At 67.5% G+C, this 15983-nt stretch carries 12 protein-coding genes and 2 pseudogenes; 7 read left to right on the top strand and 7 right to left on the bottom strand.

Going from position 1 to position 15983, the window contains the following annotated elements:
* Nucleotides 1–6 precede the first annotated feature (6 nt).
* Both L0977_RS17065 and catB read right to left on the bottom strand, forming a co-directional pair.
* Nucleotides 7–1185 carry an acetyl-CoA C-acetyltransferase gene (locus L0977_RS17065; protein WP_234266060.1) on the bottom strand — a complete coding sequence of 393 codons (1179 nt, stop codon included), beginning with the start codon at nt 1183–1185 and terminating at the stop codon, nt 7–9.
* Nucleotides 1186–1322: 137 nt separating this feature from the next.
* Nucleotides 1323–1964, bottom strand: coding sequence for a type B chloramphenicol O-acetyltransferase (gene catB / locus L0977_RS17060; RefSeq protein ID WP_234266059.1), 642 nt, complete (start codon nt 1962–1964; stop codon nt 1323–1325).
* A 215-nt stretch (nt 1965–2179) separates the two neighbouring features.
* Here catB and L0977_RS17055 point away from each other — a divergent pair.
* Nucleotides 2180–2442: pseudogene (locus L0977_RS17055) on the top strand (IS110 family transposase); the annotation flags it as partial.
* A gap of 95 nt (nt 2443–2537) precedes the next feature.
* Here L0977_RS17055 and L0977_RS17050 read toward each other — a convergent pair.
* Entirely contained in the window at nt 2538–3053 is a 516-nt protein-coding gene (locus L0977_RS17050) for a DMT family transporter (RefSeq protein ID WP_234266058.1), read from the bottom strand.
* A 97-nt stretch (nt 3054–3150) separates the two neighbouring features.
* Between L0977_RS17050 and L0977_RS17045 the strand changes: the two genes are divergently transcribed.
* Entirely contained in the window at nt 3151–4089 is a 939-nt protein-coding gene (locus L0977_RS17045) for a LysR family transcriptional regulator (RefSeq protein WP_234266057.1), read from the top strand.
* A gap of 126 nt (nt 4090–4215) precedes the next feature.
* Here the strand turns inward: L0977_RS17045 and L0977_RS17040 are convergent, their stop codons facing one another.
* Genes L0977_RS17040 through L0977_RS17030 form a run of 3 tightly spaced genes read right to left on the bottom strand, consistent with a single transcriptional unit; the run spans nt 4216 to nt 8582 of the window.
* A complete protein-coding gene (locus L0977_RS17040; protein ID WP_234266056.1) occupies nt 4216–5451 on the bottom strand; it encodes an efflux RND transporter periplasmic adaptor subunit in 1236 nt (411 codons plus the stop codon).
* Nucleotides 5448–7817, bottom strand: coding sequence for an ABC transporter permease (locus tag L0977_RS17035; protein WP_234266055.1), 2370 nt, complete (start codon nt 7815–7817; stop codon nt 5448–5450). The genes L0977_RS17040 and L0977_RS17035 overlap by 4 nt, the downstream gene beginning before the upstream one ends.
* A 30-nt stretch (nt 7818–7847) precedes the next feature.
* On the bottom strand, nt 7848–8582 hold the full coding sequence (locus L0977_RS17030) for an ABC transporter ATP-binding protein (protein ID WP_234266054.1): 735 nt from the start codon (nt 8580–8582) through the stop codon (nt 7848–7850).
* A 107-nt stretch (nt 8583–8689) separates the two neighbouring features.
* Between L0977_RS17030 and L0977_RS17025 the strand changes: the two genes are divergently transcribed.
* The 3 genes from L0977_RS17025 (at nt 8690) to L0977_RS17015 (ending at nt 13043) form a co-directional block, all read left to right on the top strand.
* The gene (locus L0977_RS17025) at nt 8690–10237 is read left to right on the top strand and encodes a sensor histidine kinase (RefSeq protein ID WP_234266053.1); all 1548 of its coding nucleotides are present in this window, start codon (nt 8690–8692) and stop codon (nt 10235–10237) included.
* Nucleotides 10234–10935: a response regulator gene (locus L0977_RS17020; RefSeq protein ID WP_234266052.1), complete on the top strand. Its 702-nt coding sequence runs from the start codon at nt 10234–10236 to the stop codon at nt 10933–10935. The genes L0977_RS17025 and L0977_RS17020 overlap by 4 nt, the downstream gene beginning before the upstream one ends.
* Nucleotides 10936–11132: 197 nt before the next feature.
* Nucleotides 11133–13043: a potassium transporter Kup gene (locus L0977_RS17015; RefSeq protein ID WP_234266051.1), complete on the top strand. Its 1911-nt coding sequence runs from the start codon at nt 11133–11135 to the stop codon at nt 13041–13043.
* A gap of 8 nt (nt 13044–13051) precedes the next feature.
* On the opposite strand, the gene L0977_RS17010 is transcribed toward L0977_RS17015, so the two are convergent.
* Entirely contained in the window at nt 13052–13936 is an 885-nt protein-coding gene (locus L0977_RS17010) for a LysR substrate-binding domain-containing protein (RefSeq protein WP_234266050.1), read from the bottom strand.
* 123 nt (nt 13937–14059) lie between these two features.
* Between L0977_RS17010 and L0977_RS17005 the strand changes: the two are divergent.
* Both L0977_RS17005 and L0977_RS17000 read left to right on the top strand, forming a co-directional pair.
* Nucleotides 14060–14806, top strand: a pseudogene (locus L0977_RS17005) (SDR family NAD(P)-dependent oxidoreductase); the annotation flags it as partial.
* Nucleotides 14807–14930: 124 nt separating this feature from the next.
* Nucleotides 14931–15923 carry a TRAP transporter substrate-binding protein gene (locus tag L0977_RS17000; RefSeq protein ID WP_234266049.1) on the top strand — a complete coding sequence of 331 codons (993 nt, stop codon included), beginning with the start codon at nt 14931–14933 and terminating at the stop codon, nt 15921–15923.
* Nucleotides 15924–15983: the final 60 nt, after the last annotated feature.

Genomic DNA, 15983 nt, shown 5'->3' with positions numbered 1-15983 from the left:
GCAAGGTCAGAGCCGTTCGACGATGGTCACGTTGGCCATGCCGCCGCCTTCGCACATGGTCTGCAGGCCATAGCGCTTGCCGCGTGCCCCCAGCGCGTGGATCAGCGTCGTCATCAGCTTGGTGCCCGAACCGCCCAGCGGATGGCCCAGGGCGATGGCGCCGCCATTCACGTTCAACCGGTCGGCGTCGGCCCCCAGCGCCTTGAGCCAGGCCAGCGGCACCGAGGCGAACGCTTCGTTCACTTCGTAAAGATCGATGTCGTCGATCTTCAGACCGGCCTTCTTGAGCGCGCGCTCGGTGGCGGGAATCGGTGCCTCCAGCATGATCACCGGGTCGTGGCCGATCACCGACATGTGGTGGATGCGCGCCATGGGCTTCACCCCCAGGGCCTTCAGGCCACGCTCGTTGACCACCATGACACCGGTGGCGCCATCACAGATCTGGCTCGCATTGGCCGCGCTGATGACACCACCTTCCTGCAGCAGCTTCACATTGCCGATCGATTCCAGCGACGCATCGAAGCGGATGCCCTCGTCCACCTGGTGGATGTCGTCCGTGTCCACGCCCTCCGCGTTGCGCACCGGCAGCGCCAGGATTTCGGCATCGAAAGCACCGGCCTGCGTGGCGGCGATGGCGCGCTGGTGGCTCTGCAGCGCAAAGCGGTCCAGGTCTTCGCGCACGAAACCGTACTTCTTCGCCATCATCTCGGCGCCCACGAACTGGCTGAACACAACGTCGTTGTAACGGCGGTTGATCGATTCGCTCTGGTAGTAACCCAGGCCCGCCTTCTGCGCCAGCGACGAAGGGCTGAACATCGGCACACGCGTCATCGACTCGACGCCGGCCGCGATCACCACGTCCATCGAGCCCGACATCACGGCCTGCGCCGCGAAATGCACCGCCTGCTGCGACGAGCCGCACTGGCGGTCCAGCGACGTGCCCGGCACCGATTCGGGCAGCTTCGACGCCATCACCGCGTTGCGCGCCACGTTGGTCGACTGCTCGCCCACCTGGCTCACGCAACCCATGATCACGTCCTCGACCAGCGCAGGATCGATGCCGGTGCGGTCCACCAGCGCGTTCAGCACCTGGGCAGACAGCTCCACAGGGTGCCACCCGGCCAGGCGGCCGTCGCGGCGCCCCCCAGCAGTTCGGACAGCGGCGACGATATAGGCTTCAGACATGGCGACAAGGGGTTGGTTGAAACTGCGGCCATTCTGGTCGGCTCCCCGGGCCCGGGCGTCGTCGGAACGGACGATTTTCCCTTGCCGCTACCGCCCAATCTCCCGGGCGCCGGCCCCAGCGCCGGTGGCCCGATCGCTCAGCGGTCGCTCATGCTTCGGGATTCACGCCAATACCTGTACAGACCAGCAATATCGGATGAGCACAACATAGGCATTGCCGTTTTGATCTTATCCAGCGGCCAATCCCACCACGCCATCTCCAAAAGCCATGATATTTCCTCCTCAGAGAAGCGCTTCTTAATCTGCTGGGCCGGATTTCCGCCCATGATGGCGTAAGGAGCCACATCCTTTGTCACCAAAGAGCGGCTACCAACCACAGCACCGTGCCCGATCGTGATGCCGGGCATGACCATTGCCTCAGAGCCAATCCAGACATCATTGCCAATGACAGTGTCACCAGCCTTCCGAAAGGCATCAAGTGAACGGGAGAAGGCGGGCTCTTCCTGCATGTAAAAGAAAGGAAAGGATGACGCCCAGTCATACCGGTGCCCTTGGTTGCCCGCCATGATGAAAGAGGCGCCGCTTCCGATAGAGCAGAAGCTGCCGATGATCAGCTTGTCAACATCTTCACGGTCCGGCGCAAGGTATCGCGCACATTCGTCGAATGGGTGCCCGTGATAGTAGCCAGAGTAATAGCTGTACCGCCCCACTTGGATGTTGGGGTTCTTTACATGCTCCGAAAGCAGCTTGCCCTTAAATGGGCTTTCAAAATAGTTCATCGCAAGAAAATCAACGGATATTCATCACTACCGGCTGCATCCGGGATGCAACAACCAACGTTTGACGCAAGGGGCTTGCCGAAGGCAGAACCCCTTGACGGCGGTGCGATGCCAGGTCCCGGGTGATCCGCGCATTTGCGGGGCACGGCATCCAGCTGCCACGGTGGGAAGTGCGAAATCTCATCAACCCAATAGTTTGCTGGAAGGGGAGGTCGCTGGCCATCGTATCCGTTGGCATCGATCTGGCAAAGAACGTCTCTGCCGTGCATGGCGTGGATGAAGCAGGCAAACCCGCGCTGGTGCCCCCCGGGTAACGCACGCCAAGCTGCTCGAACTCATCGCTTCGCTGCCGCCGTGCCTGATCGGCATGGCGGCCTGCTCCGGCGCCCACCACTGGGCGCGCGAGTTTGCTCGGCTCGGTCACACCGTGCGCATGATGGCGCCCAAGTTCGTCATCCGCTACCGCCTCTCGGGTAAACATCGGTGGTGCATCGCGGTTGGGTCGGTGTTTGAAGATGTTTGCGGGCAGGACCGGGGTTATGGCAGCAGGCGTTTGCACACACCAAACGCCCCTTACCGCCACCCGCCGGAAGGCGCCGGGCCAGACGCATGGGCCGCAGGCGAACGGCTCATCTGCACAACGACCATGCCCACCAGGATCAGCAAAATGCCCACGATCCGCCACGCACCAGCAGGCTTGGGCGTCAGTCCCATCAAGCCGTAATGGTCGATCAGAAGCGATGCCAGCATCTGCCCCGCAATGACGCTGACAATAAAGCTGGCCGCGCCCAGCTTGGGCGTCAATACCAGTGCGGCAGTGATATAGACCACCCCGGCCACACCACCGAGCCACCACCACGCCGGCCCCTGCGCCGCAGCACCTAACGCCGGTGCAGGAACCCGCAGCAGCACCATCAGCGGCACGATGACCAGTACGCTGACAGCCAGAGAAGACAGCGTGGCCCACAACGGATGCCCGAGCGCACGCCCCAATGCCGCGTTGCTTGCCGCCTGGAAAGGCACGACAGCACCAGCCACCAAAGCAATCACCATGGGAAACAAACCGGAAAGAGAAGAAGACCACTGCATGCGGAAACGCCTCGTCACAGGTGAAAGAACATGCCGGATGTTCATGTATTCGATATAAGAATGGAAATTCTTATTTCAAACAGGCATCATTCGTTGAATGGATGACCTCCGACGCATTGACCTCAATCTGCTGCTGACGCTCCATGCTTTGCTCGCAGAACAACACGTCACGCGGGCTGCACGGCGGCTGCACAAGAGCCAACCAGCGGTCAGCCATGCACTGGCGCAGCTACGAGAGATTTTCAAAGACCCCTTGCTGACCCGGCGAGGCGCAGCGATGGCGTTGACACCACGCGCCCAGGATTTGCAACGCCCTCTGGAAGCGGCCCTGAATCAACTCACCTCGTTGCTGCGAGAAGGCGCCTTTGACCCGCACCAGGCCGTACGACACTTTCGCGTCGCCATGTCTGACTATGCGGCCCATTTGGTGCTACCGACGTTGGTCAAACGGCTGCGCGATCAGGCGCCGGGCATCGACATAGCCGTTTGCCAAGCGAGCCGCGAGGCCATGCTGGCCCAGCTCGGGGATGGCGAGATCGATATGGCCCTGGGCGTTTTCCCAGACACCCCGAGCAACATCTGGGTCGAAACCCTGTTCCAGGAACACTTCATCAGCGTGGCCGACAAGCGCTCGCTGCCCTTGCGCGGCAAGCTCTCGCTGGCCCAGTGGCTGGCGCGTCCGCATGTGCTGGTGGCCACCAGACCGGATGCCGACAACGAAATCGATTCGGCCTTGGCCGCTCAAGGGCTGCACAGGCACATTGCACTCGTTCTGCCGCATTGGAGCGCGTCGACGAAAGTACTGACAGACACCGATTTGATTCTGACCGTTGCCAGTCGAACGCTGGATCCAGTGCTCCATGGTCAAGAGCTGATGCAGTTCACGCCACCGTTCAAACTACCCCGCTTCCCATTCCAGCAAGCGTGGCACATTCGGCGAGATTCAGACCCTGCACACCACTGGTTCAGAAGCACGGTGATGGATTGCAGCCGAACGAGCCCACAGAGCGGAGAGAAACAGGCAGTCTCCCGCTGACGCAACCAACGGCGGTCCCTGAAAGCATCACCAAGCGGCTCCAACAGGCCGGCTGTGCTGCCGCCATCGCATTGACGGGCAGTTTTTTCAGATCGTGGTCGTCTGTCCGCGCTGAGTCCAACGCGGTTAGGCTGCCCGCTTACCCTTCACCGGCTGCCCATCCTTCATCCCGCTCCCTGGATAAAGCACCACCGTCTCCCCCGCCTTCAGCCCTTCCTTCACCCAAGCGCTGTCGGCATTGCGGTCGCGGAAGCTCACCGCCCTCGCGCGGGCTTTGCCGGCTTGCAACACGAACACCTGCCAGCCTTCGCCCTGCCTCACCAGCGCGGCCGAGGGCACGAGCAAGGCCCCGTCCTGGGCCGAGACGGTGATGCGCGCGTCGACACGGAAACCGTCGCCGAGTTTCTGCAGTTCCGCAGCGGGTGCGTTCAGCGCCACGGTGATGTTGACGCGCTGTTCTTCAATGCCCAGGGCCGAGGTCTTGGTGAAGGCCACCGGGTCCACGCGCACCACCTGCCCTGCCAGCGGCGGCTGGTTGCGACCGGTGGCGAGTTGCACCGCCGCGCCGGTGGCGATGCGGGGCGCATCGCCCGAGAGCACGTCGATCACCGCCTCCATGGCGCCGGTGTCGCCGATCTCCAGCAGCGGTGCGCCGGCCTGCACGGGTTCGCTGCTGTCCTTGTGCAGCTTGATGACGCGGCCACTGACGGGGCTCTTGAGCGACCACCCTCCCGCTGTCTGGCCCGGTCTGACGCCGCTGCCGCTTGGTTCTGCCCAACCGAGGGCCGCACGGGCTTCGCTGGCGGCGTGCTCGGCGGCGTTCTGTTCGGCCTGCGCGGCCTTCAGCGCCTGCGCGGCGGCCTCGCGCGCCAGGCGGCTCTGGTCGCGCGCCGACGCGGCGATGAAGTTGTCCTGTGCCAGCTGGGCAGACCGCTCGGCGTCGAGCGTGGCCTGGGCCAGCGCGGCCTGGGCGCGCTGCACGTTGGCACGGGCGGCGGCCACGGCGGCGTCGGCGCTGCCCACGCGCTGCTGCAGCACGCTGCGGGTGCGCGGGTCGATGAGTTGCGACGCCGCGGGCGCGAGCACGGCGACCACGTCGCCGGCCTGCACCACATCGCCCACCTTGAGCGTGGGCCGCTGCAACTGCGCGGCGGTGGGCGCGGTGATCAGGTAACGGTGCTGCAGGCGCAACTGGCCGTCTTCTTCGATCACCTGTTCAAAGCGGCCTTCGGTCACCGTGGCGGTTTCCACGTCCATGGGCCTTGGCCGGTAGGCCGCCCACACCAGCACCGCCACCGCGGCCAGTGCCGCCACCCCCACGCCCCAGCGGCGGGCGGGCTTCCATTGGGTCTTCTGAGTCATTCGCGCACCTTCAACACGGACACGAGGTCCAGCCGGTCAATCTGCCGGCGCACCAGCAAAGCACTGGCCACCCCGGCGGCCAGCACGATCAGGGCCGCCGACGCGTAGGTCGACGGGTTGATCACCACGGGAAAATCGATCGCGTCGCTGGCCATCAGTGCCATCATCGCGCTGGCCAGCCCGTAACCGAGCCCGGCCCCGATGGGCAGCGCGATCAGCAGTTCGGCGCCCAGCTCGGCCAGCAGCAGCACCGAAACCTCGGCCCGGGTCATGCCCAGCACACGCAGGCTCGCCAGTTCCCAGGCGCGCTCGGACAGCGAGATGCGCGCCGCGTTGTAGATGATGCCCACCGCCATGGCGATGGCAAACACGGTGAGGATGCCGCTGAAGATGCCCATGTTCTTCTGCGTGCGTTGGTCGAAGGCTTGGTAAGAGCCCGCCTTGTCGAAGACCGAGGCGATGGTGGGCGCATTCTTCACGGCGGTCCAGAACGCGGTCATGGCAGCGGGGTCGACCTGCAGCGCCGCGTCGGCCACGCCGTCGCCATCACCGGCCAGACGGTTCATGGCGTCGAGGTTCATGAACAGCAATTTGCCGAACATGGTGTGCACGACATCGACCACCTCCACCCGCACCTGGCGCCGGTTCCAGAGGCGGAAGTCCAGCGTGATGCGGTCGCCCACGCGCGCGCCCAGCGATTCGGCCAGCAATGCCGAAAGCACCACACCGTGCGCCGGCATGGCGACGGCGCCGCGGGTTTCGTCGACCACCCGCAGCAGTTGCGCGTCGCCCCGGTAGCCGCTGAGCGCAGTGTCCTCGCTGCGACCCCGCAGGCTGACTTTGACCGGTTCGGTGCGGTAGGGCTCGGCCCGGATCACACCGGGCAAGCGCAGCAGGTCTTGCACCACGGTGCGCGGCACCGGGTGGCGGAAGTTGACCAGCACGTCGCCCTGCTGCACCTGGCGGAACTGCACGTCGGCGATGTGGGCGATGGCGTCGAGCCAGAAGGCGCCCGAAATCTGCAGCGCCACCGCCAGCGCAATGCCGGTGACGGTGAAGGCCGCCCGCAGCGGCCGGCGCTCGACCTGGCGCACCACCATGCGTGCACCGGTGGACAGGAAACGCCCCAGGCCCAGGCGTTCGACCAGCGTCTTCGAATACAGCGGCGGCGCGGGCGGCAGCATGGCCTGCGCGGGGTGCAGCCGCACCACGGACCGGATCGCGGTCCAGGTGCCGGCGGTGGCGGCCAGCGCAGCGATCAGGCCCGAGGCCAGCAGCAGCCAGGGGCTCATCACATAGGCCAGGCCGTTGAAGCGGAACACCTCGTCGTAGAGGCTGAGCATGCCGCGGCCGATGAACTCGCTCAGCGCCAGTCCGGCCAGCACACCCAGCCCCGCAATCACCAGCGCGAGCTGGGTGTAGTGCCACGCGATGGCGCCGTCGGGGTAACCCAGCGCCTTGAGCGCGGCGATCTGGCTGCGCTGCGTGGCGACCTGGCGGCTGAGCACCACGTTGAGGATGAACATCGCCACCGCCAGGAAGATGGCCGGCAGCACCGTGCCCATGACCTTCAGTTGCGACAGCTCGTCGTCCACGATCTTCGTGGAGAGCTGGCCGTCACGCCCGACCGCACCGACGCTGCCGTAGGCGGCCAGCAGCCGGTCCACCTCGGCCCGCACCGCCGTCACGGGCACGCCCGCATACAGGCTCAGCGACGCCTGGTTGAAGGCGCCTTCCATGTCGAACTGCTCGGTCAGGCGCTGGCCGTCGATCCACCAGATGCCGAAAGACGTGTCGTCGGGCGCGCTGGCCTGCGCGGCAAACACGTATTCGGGCGTGACGGCGGTGCCGACGATGCGCAAGCGCTCGCGCCGGCCGTTGAGGATGGCGTGAACCTCGTCGCCGGGCTGGAGCTGGCGCGCGGCGGCAAAGCGGTCGCTGACGAGCGCCTCCAGCTCGCTGCCGCGTTCGGGCCAGCGTCCGTGCTTGAGCGTGAGCGCGTTCAGGCCCTGGCGGCCCGCGTGCGCGGCCGACAGGTCGAGCGCGATGAAGCGGCCGGTGACGGGCGGGATCACGCCGGGCAGATCGACCTGCGCGTCGAACAGCACATCGAGCTTGACGTCGGCCACGCCGTGGATGGCCGCCAGCCGTTCGCCCAGATGCCGGGGCGCGCGCTTGACGCCCACGAACACGTCGGCGAGCCGGTTGTCGCGGTAGAAGGCGTCGCGCGAGCCTTTGAGCGACTCGTGCACCGCAAACATGCCGACGAAGCCCGCCACGCCGATGGCGACCACCATGGCGATGGTCAGCACCTGGGCACGCAGGCGCGTCAGGTCGCGCCAGAGTTTGGTGTGCAGCGTGCTCACGGTCGGCGGTCCGGTGTGGCGCTCATGCCCTTACCAGCTCAGCGCCGAGGCCGGCTGCTTGTGGGGGTTGGCATGGCTTTCGACGATGCGGCCGTCGGCCAGGCGCAGCACGCGGTCGGCCATTTCAGCGATCGGCGCGTTGTGGGTGATGACGATGGTCGTCGTGCCGAGTTCGCGGTTCACGCGCTCGATGGCCTGCAGCACCATCACGCCGGTGGCGCAATCGAGCGCCCCCGTGGGCTCGTCGCACAGCAGCACGGCCGGGCGCTTGGCGATGGCGCGCGCGATCGCCACGCGCTGCTGCTCGCCGCCCGAGAGCTGCGAGACGAAGTGGTGGCGCCGTTCGGCCAGCCCCACCAGCGCCAGCGCGTCGGCCGGGTCCATGGGGTCGTCGGCCAGGTCGGTCACCAGGGCCACGTTCTCTTCGGCGGTCAGACTGGGAATGAGGTTGTAGAACTGAAACACGAAGCCCACATGCTCGCGCCGGTAACGCGTCAGCTCGGCGTCGTCGGCACCGATGAGTTCGTGCACGCGGCCCGCGTGCGTCCAGCTCGCCGAGCCGCTGGTGGCGGAGTCCAGCCCACCCAGGATGTTGAGCAGCGTGGACTTGCCACTGCCCGAAGCGCCCAGCAGCACCACGAATTCACCACGCACGATGTCCAGGTCCACCCCGCGCAGCGCGTGCACGGCGGTGTCGCCCTCGCCGTAGGTCTTGGTGAGGGCGCGGGCAGTGAAGACGGAACCAGAAGATTCGGCGGAGTCCATGTGGCACTATCCCACAGCCCGCCTTTTGGCCGCCTGACAGGGATCAATCCACCGAGACACGGCCCATCCATATGTTTTCCTGACGCCCATGGCGTTAGGCTCTGGTCATGAAAAGTCCGGGCATCACGCGCCTCATTCCCGCCCTGCTGGCCTGGGCCACCGCCTGGGCGGCCATGGCCTGGCTGGACGGGCAGTTGGAGCTGGCCAACCTGGCCATGCTGCTGGTGCTGGCATCGGCTCTGTCGGCACTCTGGCTGCCCGGCTGGGCCAGCATGAGCGCCAGCGCCCTGGCGGTGCTGGCTTTCAACTGGTTCTTCGTACCGCCGAAGTTCACCTTCACCGTTGACCTGCACCAGAACGCGCTGCTGCTGGTAGCGATGCTGCTGGTGAACTGGATCATCGCGGGCCTGGTGATCCGACAGCGCCGCCTGGCCGAGACCGCGCAAACCGTGGCCGGCCGGGAGGCGCGGCTGCGCCAGTGGGGCGACACGCTGCGCGATGCCAGCGACCCAGCCGCGCACGCCGCGGCGCTGCGCGCGGCCCTGCAGGAGGCGTCCGGGCGCCCGGTGGCGGTATCGGTGCTGCGCGCACTGGGCGCTCAGCCGGACGACAGCGCCAGCCTGCAGGTGGGCGAACCCGACGCGGAACAGTGCGCCGGCCTGGCCCTGTGCGTGCGCGACGGCCGGCCCATGGGCGCGGGCAGCGGCCGCTACGACGAACTGCCCGATGCCTACCTGCCGCTGCGCGGCAAGGGCATCACCCTGGGGGCGGCCCTGGTCACCGGCCTGGCCCGGCATCCACAGGCCCCCGAGCTGCGCGCCCACCTGCAGGCCCTGTGCGACCAGATGGGCAGTGCCTTGCACCGCTCGCTGATGACGGCGCAGGAGCAGCAGGCGCGCGAGCAGGCCAAGTTGCAGGCCACGCGCAACGCCCTGCTGGCCGCCATCTCGCACGACTACCGCACGCCGCTGGCCACCATCATGGGCGCGGCCTCGGCCCTGCAGGAGCAGGGCGATCGCATGGACGGCGCGCAGCGCCAGCGCCTGGCCGCCGGCATCGTGGAAGAAAGCGAGCGACTGGCGCGGCTGACCGACAACACCCTGCAGTTGGCGCGGCTGGACTCCCCGGCGGTGGCGCTGCGCTGCGACTGGGAGTCGACCGAAGAGATCGTGGGCGCGGTGCTGCGCCGGGCCCGGCGACGGCCCGAGGGCGGCCGCGTACGCGCCTGGGTGGAGCCCGCCCTGCCCCTGCTGTGGTGCGACGCGATGCTGGTGTCGCAACTGCTGGACAACCTGCTGGACAACGCCCTGAAGTACAGCCCGGCCGAAACGCCGGTGGAGCTGCACGCCATGCGCGACGGCGAACACCTGGTGCTGGCCGTGAGCGACCGGGGACCGGGCATCGCGCCGGCCTGGCGCGAAAAGGTGTTTGAGGTGTTCCAGCGCGGCGACACGGCACCGGAGCAACCACGGGCGGACGGTGGCCGGGGAGCGGGCGTGGGCCTGGCCGTGTGCCGCGCCATCGCTCGCGCACACCAGGGCGAGCTGCTGATGCGCCCGCGCGCGGAAGGCGGTTGCCGCTTCGAGTGCCGGCTTCCACTTCGCGGCGATGGCCCGCCGCCACCGGCCCCCGAGGCGAAGGAGGCACCGGCATGAGCCACCGCGTGCTGCTGGTGGAGGACGACCGGGTGCTGCGCAACTCGCTGCGCGAGGCCCTGTCCATCGAAGGCCACGACGTTCGCACCGCGGCCAGCCTGGCGGACGCGCGGGCGCAGTTGGAGCACTGCCCGCCGGGCGAGCCCATCGACCTGGTGCTGCTCGACCTGGGCCTGCCCGACGGCGACGGCCAGGCCCTGCTGGCCGAGCTGCGGCGCAACGGCGGCACGCCGGTGATCGTGATCTCGGCCCGCGAGGCCGAGGGCCAGAAGATCCGCCTGCTGGACGACGGGGCCGACGACTACCTGGTCAAGCCCTTCGGTATCGGCGAGCTGCTGGCGCGCATGCGCGTGGCCCTGCGCCGCCGCGGGCGCCACAGCGAGCCCGCGCTGCTGCACTACCGCCACGGCCCGCTCGATGTGGACCTGAAGGCGCGCCGAGTGCGGCTGGCCGAGGCCGATGTGCACCTCACGCCCACCGAATACGCGCTGTTGGCCCGGCTGGTGCGCCAGGCCGGCCAGGTGGTGACGCACCGCCAGTTGCTGGCCGATGTGTGGGGCGCCGAACACGTGGAGCAGACGCACTACCTGCGCCTGTACATGGGCCAGTTGCGCGCCAAGCTGGAGGCCGACAGCGCCGATCCGCAGCACCTGTTGACCGAACCGGGTGTCGGATACCGCCTGGCTGAAGCTGAGTAAGCCCCCCTGCGCCGCTGACGCGGCCGTCCCCCCTGCTGCGCGGGGGGACGCACCCTGTGGCCGGGCCAAGCCCGTTCCACGGGGGCCCTGGATCAGACACTTCGCGCCGGATGTGTTTGGGTGTCGCCCTTTCTCCACTTATGCGTTCCTGATGCGCGTCGGCGCATCGTGATGGCCTGTGTTTCCACGGAGCTTTCATGCAGAACCCCGACACCGCCGCCACCGATGCGGCACCCCACCCTGCCGGCCAGCAGGGCCTGGCCGCCCTGACGTTGGCCGCCATCGGCGTGGTCTACGGCGACATTGGCACCAGCCCGCTCTACACCGTCAAGGAAATCTTTGCGCCGCACACGGGCGTGCCGCTGGACGCACCGCACCTGATCGGCGCGGTCTCGACCATCTTCTGGGCGCTGATGCTGGTGGTCACGCTCAAGTACGTGATCCTGATCCTGCGCGCCGACAACCACGGCGAAGGCGGTGGCCTGGCGCTGACCGCGCTGGCCGCCCGCGCGGTGGGGCAGCGCCCTGCCCTGCGCAACGCCTTGCTGCTGCTTGGCGTGTTCGGCGCCACGCTGTTCTACGGCGACAGCCTGATCACCCCGGCCATCTCCGTGCTCGGTGCCATGGAAGGGCTGGAGGTGGTCACCCCCGCGCTCAAGCCGTATGTGGTGCCGGCCACCGTGGCCATCCTGATTGGCCTGTTCCTGATGCAGCGCTTCGGCACCGCGGTGGTGGGCCGCTTCTTCGGGCCCATCATCGTGCTGTGGTTCACCGTCCTCGGTGCCGCAGGCGCCTGGCACATCGCGCAGCAGCCGGCCATCCTGGCGGCGCTGAACCCCCTGCACGCCTGGGAGTTTCTGTCGGGCCGCGGCTGGCATGTCTTCGCAGCGGTGGGCGCCATCGTGCTGGCACTGACCGGCGCCGAAGCGCTGTACGCCGACATGGGCCACTTTGGCCGCAAGCCGATCCAGATCGCCTGGACCGGTCTGGTGATGCCCGGCCTGGCGCTGAACTACCTGGGCCAGGGCGCACTGCTGATGGGCGACCCGTCGGCCATCCAGAACCCTTTCTACCGCCAATTCCCCGAAGCCTGGCTGCTGCCCGCGCTGGTGCTGGCCACGCTGGCCGCCATCATCGCCTCGCAGGCCGTGATCTCCGGCGCCTACTCGCTGACCAAGCAGGCCATCCAGTTGGGCTTTTTGCCGCGCATGCGGGTGCGCTACACCAGCGCACGGGAGAAAGGGCAGATCTACGTGCCCGGCGTCAACTGGGCACTGCTGGTGGGCGTGCTGGCCGTGGTGCTGTTCTTCCGAAGCTCGTCGGCCCTGGCCAGCGCTTACGGCATCGCCGTCACGCTGACCATGATGATCACCACCGTGTTGACCTACTTCGTGGTGCGCGAGGGCTGGCGCATGCCGGCACCGGTGGCGATGGGCGCCACGGTCTTCTTCCTGGCCATCGACGCATTGCTGGTGGCCGGCTGCGCCATCAAGTTCCTCGACGGCGGCTGGTTCCCGCTCACGCTGGGGCTGCTGCTGTTCGTGCTGATGAGCACCTGGCGGCGAGGGCGCGAACTGCTGATGGAGAGCATCCGCCACGACGGCCTGGTGTTGCAGGACTTCATCAACCAACTGGACCCGCGCAGCGTGAACCGCGCAGAGCGCACCGCCGTGTACGCGGTGGCCGACCCCGACACCGTGCCACAGGCCCTGCTGCACAACCTCAGACACAACCAGGTGCTGCACGCACGCAACGTGATCCTCACGGTGCGCTTCCACGACGTGCCCTGGGTGCCGATGGAGCGCCGGGTGGACGTGCAGGCGCTGGACCACGGCTTCTGGCGGGTGCAAGTCAACTACGGCTTCATGAACACACCCGACGTGCCCAAGGCTCTGGAGCTGACCGCCTCGCACGGGCTGGCGGTACCGCTGTTCGAAACCAGCTACTTCCTCAGCCGCGAGACCGTGGTGCCCACGCGGGGCAGCGGCATGGCGCACTGGCGCGAAAAGCTGTTCGCCACCATGAGCCAGAACGCGGGCGGCGTGGTGGAGTTCTTTCGCCTGCCGGGCAACGCGGTGGTGGAACTGGGCACGCGGGTCCCGATCTGAGAGTGAGCTCAGGTCTTCGCCGCCTCGCTGTGCAGCCAGGACAGAAACGCCTCCACCGCCGGGCGTTTGGCGTGGCGTTCGGGGTAGACAGCGAAGTGCGCCTTGACCTGGATGGCCTGGTCCAGGCCGAACGGAGCCTTGAGCTTGCCCTCGCCCAGGTGCCCGCCCGCATTCATGGCGCTCTCCAGCGCAACGCCCAGGCCTTGCGTGGCGGCATCCAGTGACATCTGCGCCCGGTCGAAACGCAGGGCGAAGCGGTCGGGCGAGCGCAGCTTCGTGAAGCGGCCGAACCAGTCGGACCACTGCACGATGCTCACGTTGCTCTGGATCAGCGGCACCTCCAGCAGCTGCTCCACCCGCTTGAGCTTGTGCGCCTTGATGAAGGCCGGGCTGGCCAGCGGCACCAGAGACTCGACGAACAGCGGCTCCACCACCAGATCGCCCCACTGCGGAATGCCGTAGCGGATGTCGATGTCGGACTGGCCGAGCGCGAAGTCGCTGGGCGTGTGCGCGGCCGAGAGGTTGAGCGAGATGTCCGGGTAGGCCTGCGCGAAGCGGTGCAGCCGCGGCATGAGCCAGAGGCTGGCGATGCTGGGCGCCGAGTGCACATACAGGCTGTTGCGGATGCCCTGTCGCAGGTCATCAGTGGCGGTGGCAATCGCGTTCAGCGCCGCGCCCACGTGCAGCCGGTAGTGCTCGCCTGCGGGGCTCAGGCGCACGCCGTGCGCGCTGCGCTCGAACAGGCGCACGCCCAGGTGCGATTCGAGCCGCGACACCTGGTGGCTGATGGCCGAGGCGGTGAGGTGCAGCTCGACCGCGGCCAGCGCGAAGCTGCGGCGCCGGGCCACCGCTTCGAAGGCCTGCAGATTGGCAATGGGTGGCAAAGCGGCCATGGGGTGAACCCTGATGTTGAATGACGTTATGTCATCTTACGCTGACCTTTTATCGCTTGTCATCAGCATGACCGGCTTTGAGAATCCACTTACAACACAACTCAACCCATGGAGACAAGACGCATGCTGCTCAAGGACAACGTGGCCATCATCACCGGCGGAGCCGGTGTCAACGGCCTGGGTTTCGCCACCGCCCGCCTCATGGCCGCCCAGGGCGCCCGGGTCGCCATCCTCGACCTCGAACGCGCCGACCCCGCAGCGGCGGCCGCGCAGATCGGCAACGGCGCCATCGGCATCGTGGCCGACGTGACCGACAAGGCGTCGTGCGACGCCGCCGCGGCGGCCGTGCTCCAGGCCTTCGGCCGCATCGACACGCTGGTGAACAACGCCGGCATCACCCAGCCGGTGAAGACGCTGGAGATCACCGGCGCCGACTACGACCGCATCCTGGACGTGAGCCTGCGCGGCACGCTCTACATGTCGCAGGCGGTGCTGCCCGCCATGCGCGCGCAACAAAGCGGCTCCATCGTCTGCATCTCGTCGGTCTCGGCGCAGCGCGGCGGCGGCATTCTGGGCGGGCCGCACTACTCGGCCGCCAAGGCCGGCGTGCTGGGCCTGGCCCGCGCCATGGCGCGTGAATTTGGCCCGGAGAGCATCCGCGTCAACTGCATCACGCCGGGCCTGATCGGCACCGACATCATCAAGGGCAAGCTCACCGAAGAGAAGAAGGCCGAGATCGCCGAGACCATTCCGCTGGCCCGCCTGGGCCGGGCCGACGACATCGCCGGCGCCTGCGTGTTCCTGGCCAGCCCGCTGTCCACCTACTGCACCGGCATCACGCTCGACGTGAACGGCGGCATGCTCATTCATTGCCCCCCCCGCGCCGCCTGCGGCGTCACCCCCCAGGGGGCGGCACTGGCCGTCCGGCAAAGCCGGCCTGGCGGTGCCTCTGGATTTAGAGAACCCTTCACCCACACCAACGGAGACAAACACCATGCAACGCAAGACTTTCACCCGCACCCTGCTGTCCATCGCCGCCCTGGCCGCCGCCCTGCCGCTGGCCGCGCAGGCCCAGGCCACCAAGCTGACCCTGGGCCACGGCGCCGCGCCGGGCAACCCGCGCCACGAGGCCGCCGTCAAGTTCGCCGAGGTGGTCAAGGCCAAGTCGGCCGGTCGCATCGAGGTTCAGGTCGCGCCGTCGGCCCAGCTGGGTGACGACGCCGCCATGGTGACCGCCGTGCGCACCGGCGCGCTGGACATGACCGCCAACTCGCAGGGCGCCGTGTCGGTGGCCGTGCCCGAGTACGCGGCCTACGGCATGCCCTTCATGTTCTCCACGCCGGCGCAGGCCTTCAAGCTGCTGGACGGCCCGCTGGGCCAGGAGCTGGCGCAGAAGTCGGCCGAGAAGGGCATGGTGGTGCTGGGCTACTGGGACAACGGCATCCGCCACATGACCAACAGCAAGCGCCCGATCAGCAAGGTCGAGGACATGAAGGGTCTGAAGATGCGCACCCCGCCCGATGCGGTGCTGGTGGACATCATGCAGGCGCTGGGTGCCGAGGCGCAGCAGATCAAGTTCGCCGAGCTGTACGTCGCGCTGCAGCAGGGTGTGGTGGACGGTCAGGAGAACCCGCTGGTCAACATCCACGCCAGCAAGCTGTATGAGGTGCAGAAACACCTGGCGCTGACCAACCACCAGTTCCAGATGACGCCCTTCCTGATGAGCAAGCGCACCTGGGATCGCCTGAACGACGCTGACCGCAAGGCCGTGACCGAAGCCGCCGCAGAAGCCACCGCGCTGCAACGCAAGATGTCGCAGGACGCCGACGACAAGCTGCTGGCCGACCTCAAGGCCAAGGGTGTGCAGGTGACCACGGTGGACAAGGCGGCCTTCGCCAAAGCCACGGGTGCGGTCGATGACAAGTGGATGGCCTCGCCCATCGGCGCCTACGTCAAGAAGGTGATCGCAGCCGCCAGGGCCAACTGAGCCCATCGGTCCGATTCACCCGCTGGCGCCGGGTCGTGACCTGACAAGGTGACGATCCAG

This window comes from Hydrogenophaga sp. NFH-34, assembly GCF_021401345.1.
In the GTDB taxonomy this organism is placed as follows: domain Bacteria; phylum Pseudomonadota; class Gammaproteobacteria; order Burkholderiales; family Burkholderiaceae_C; genus Hydrogenophaga; species Hydrogenophaga electricum.
The sequence above is the reverse complement of the archived record's forward strand: the minus strand, read 5'-3'. Positions and strand labels throughout refer to the sequence as shown.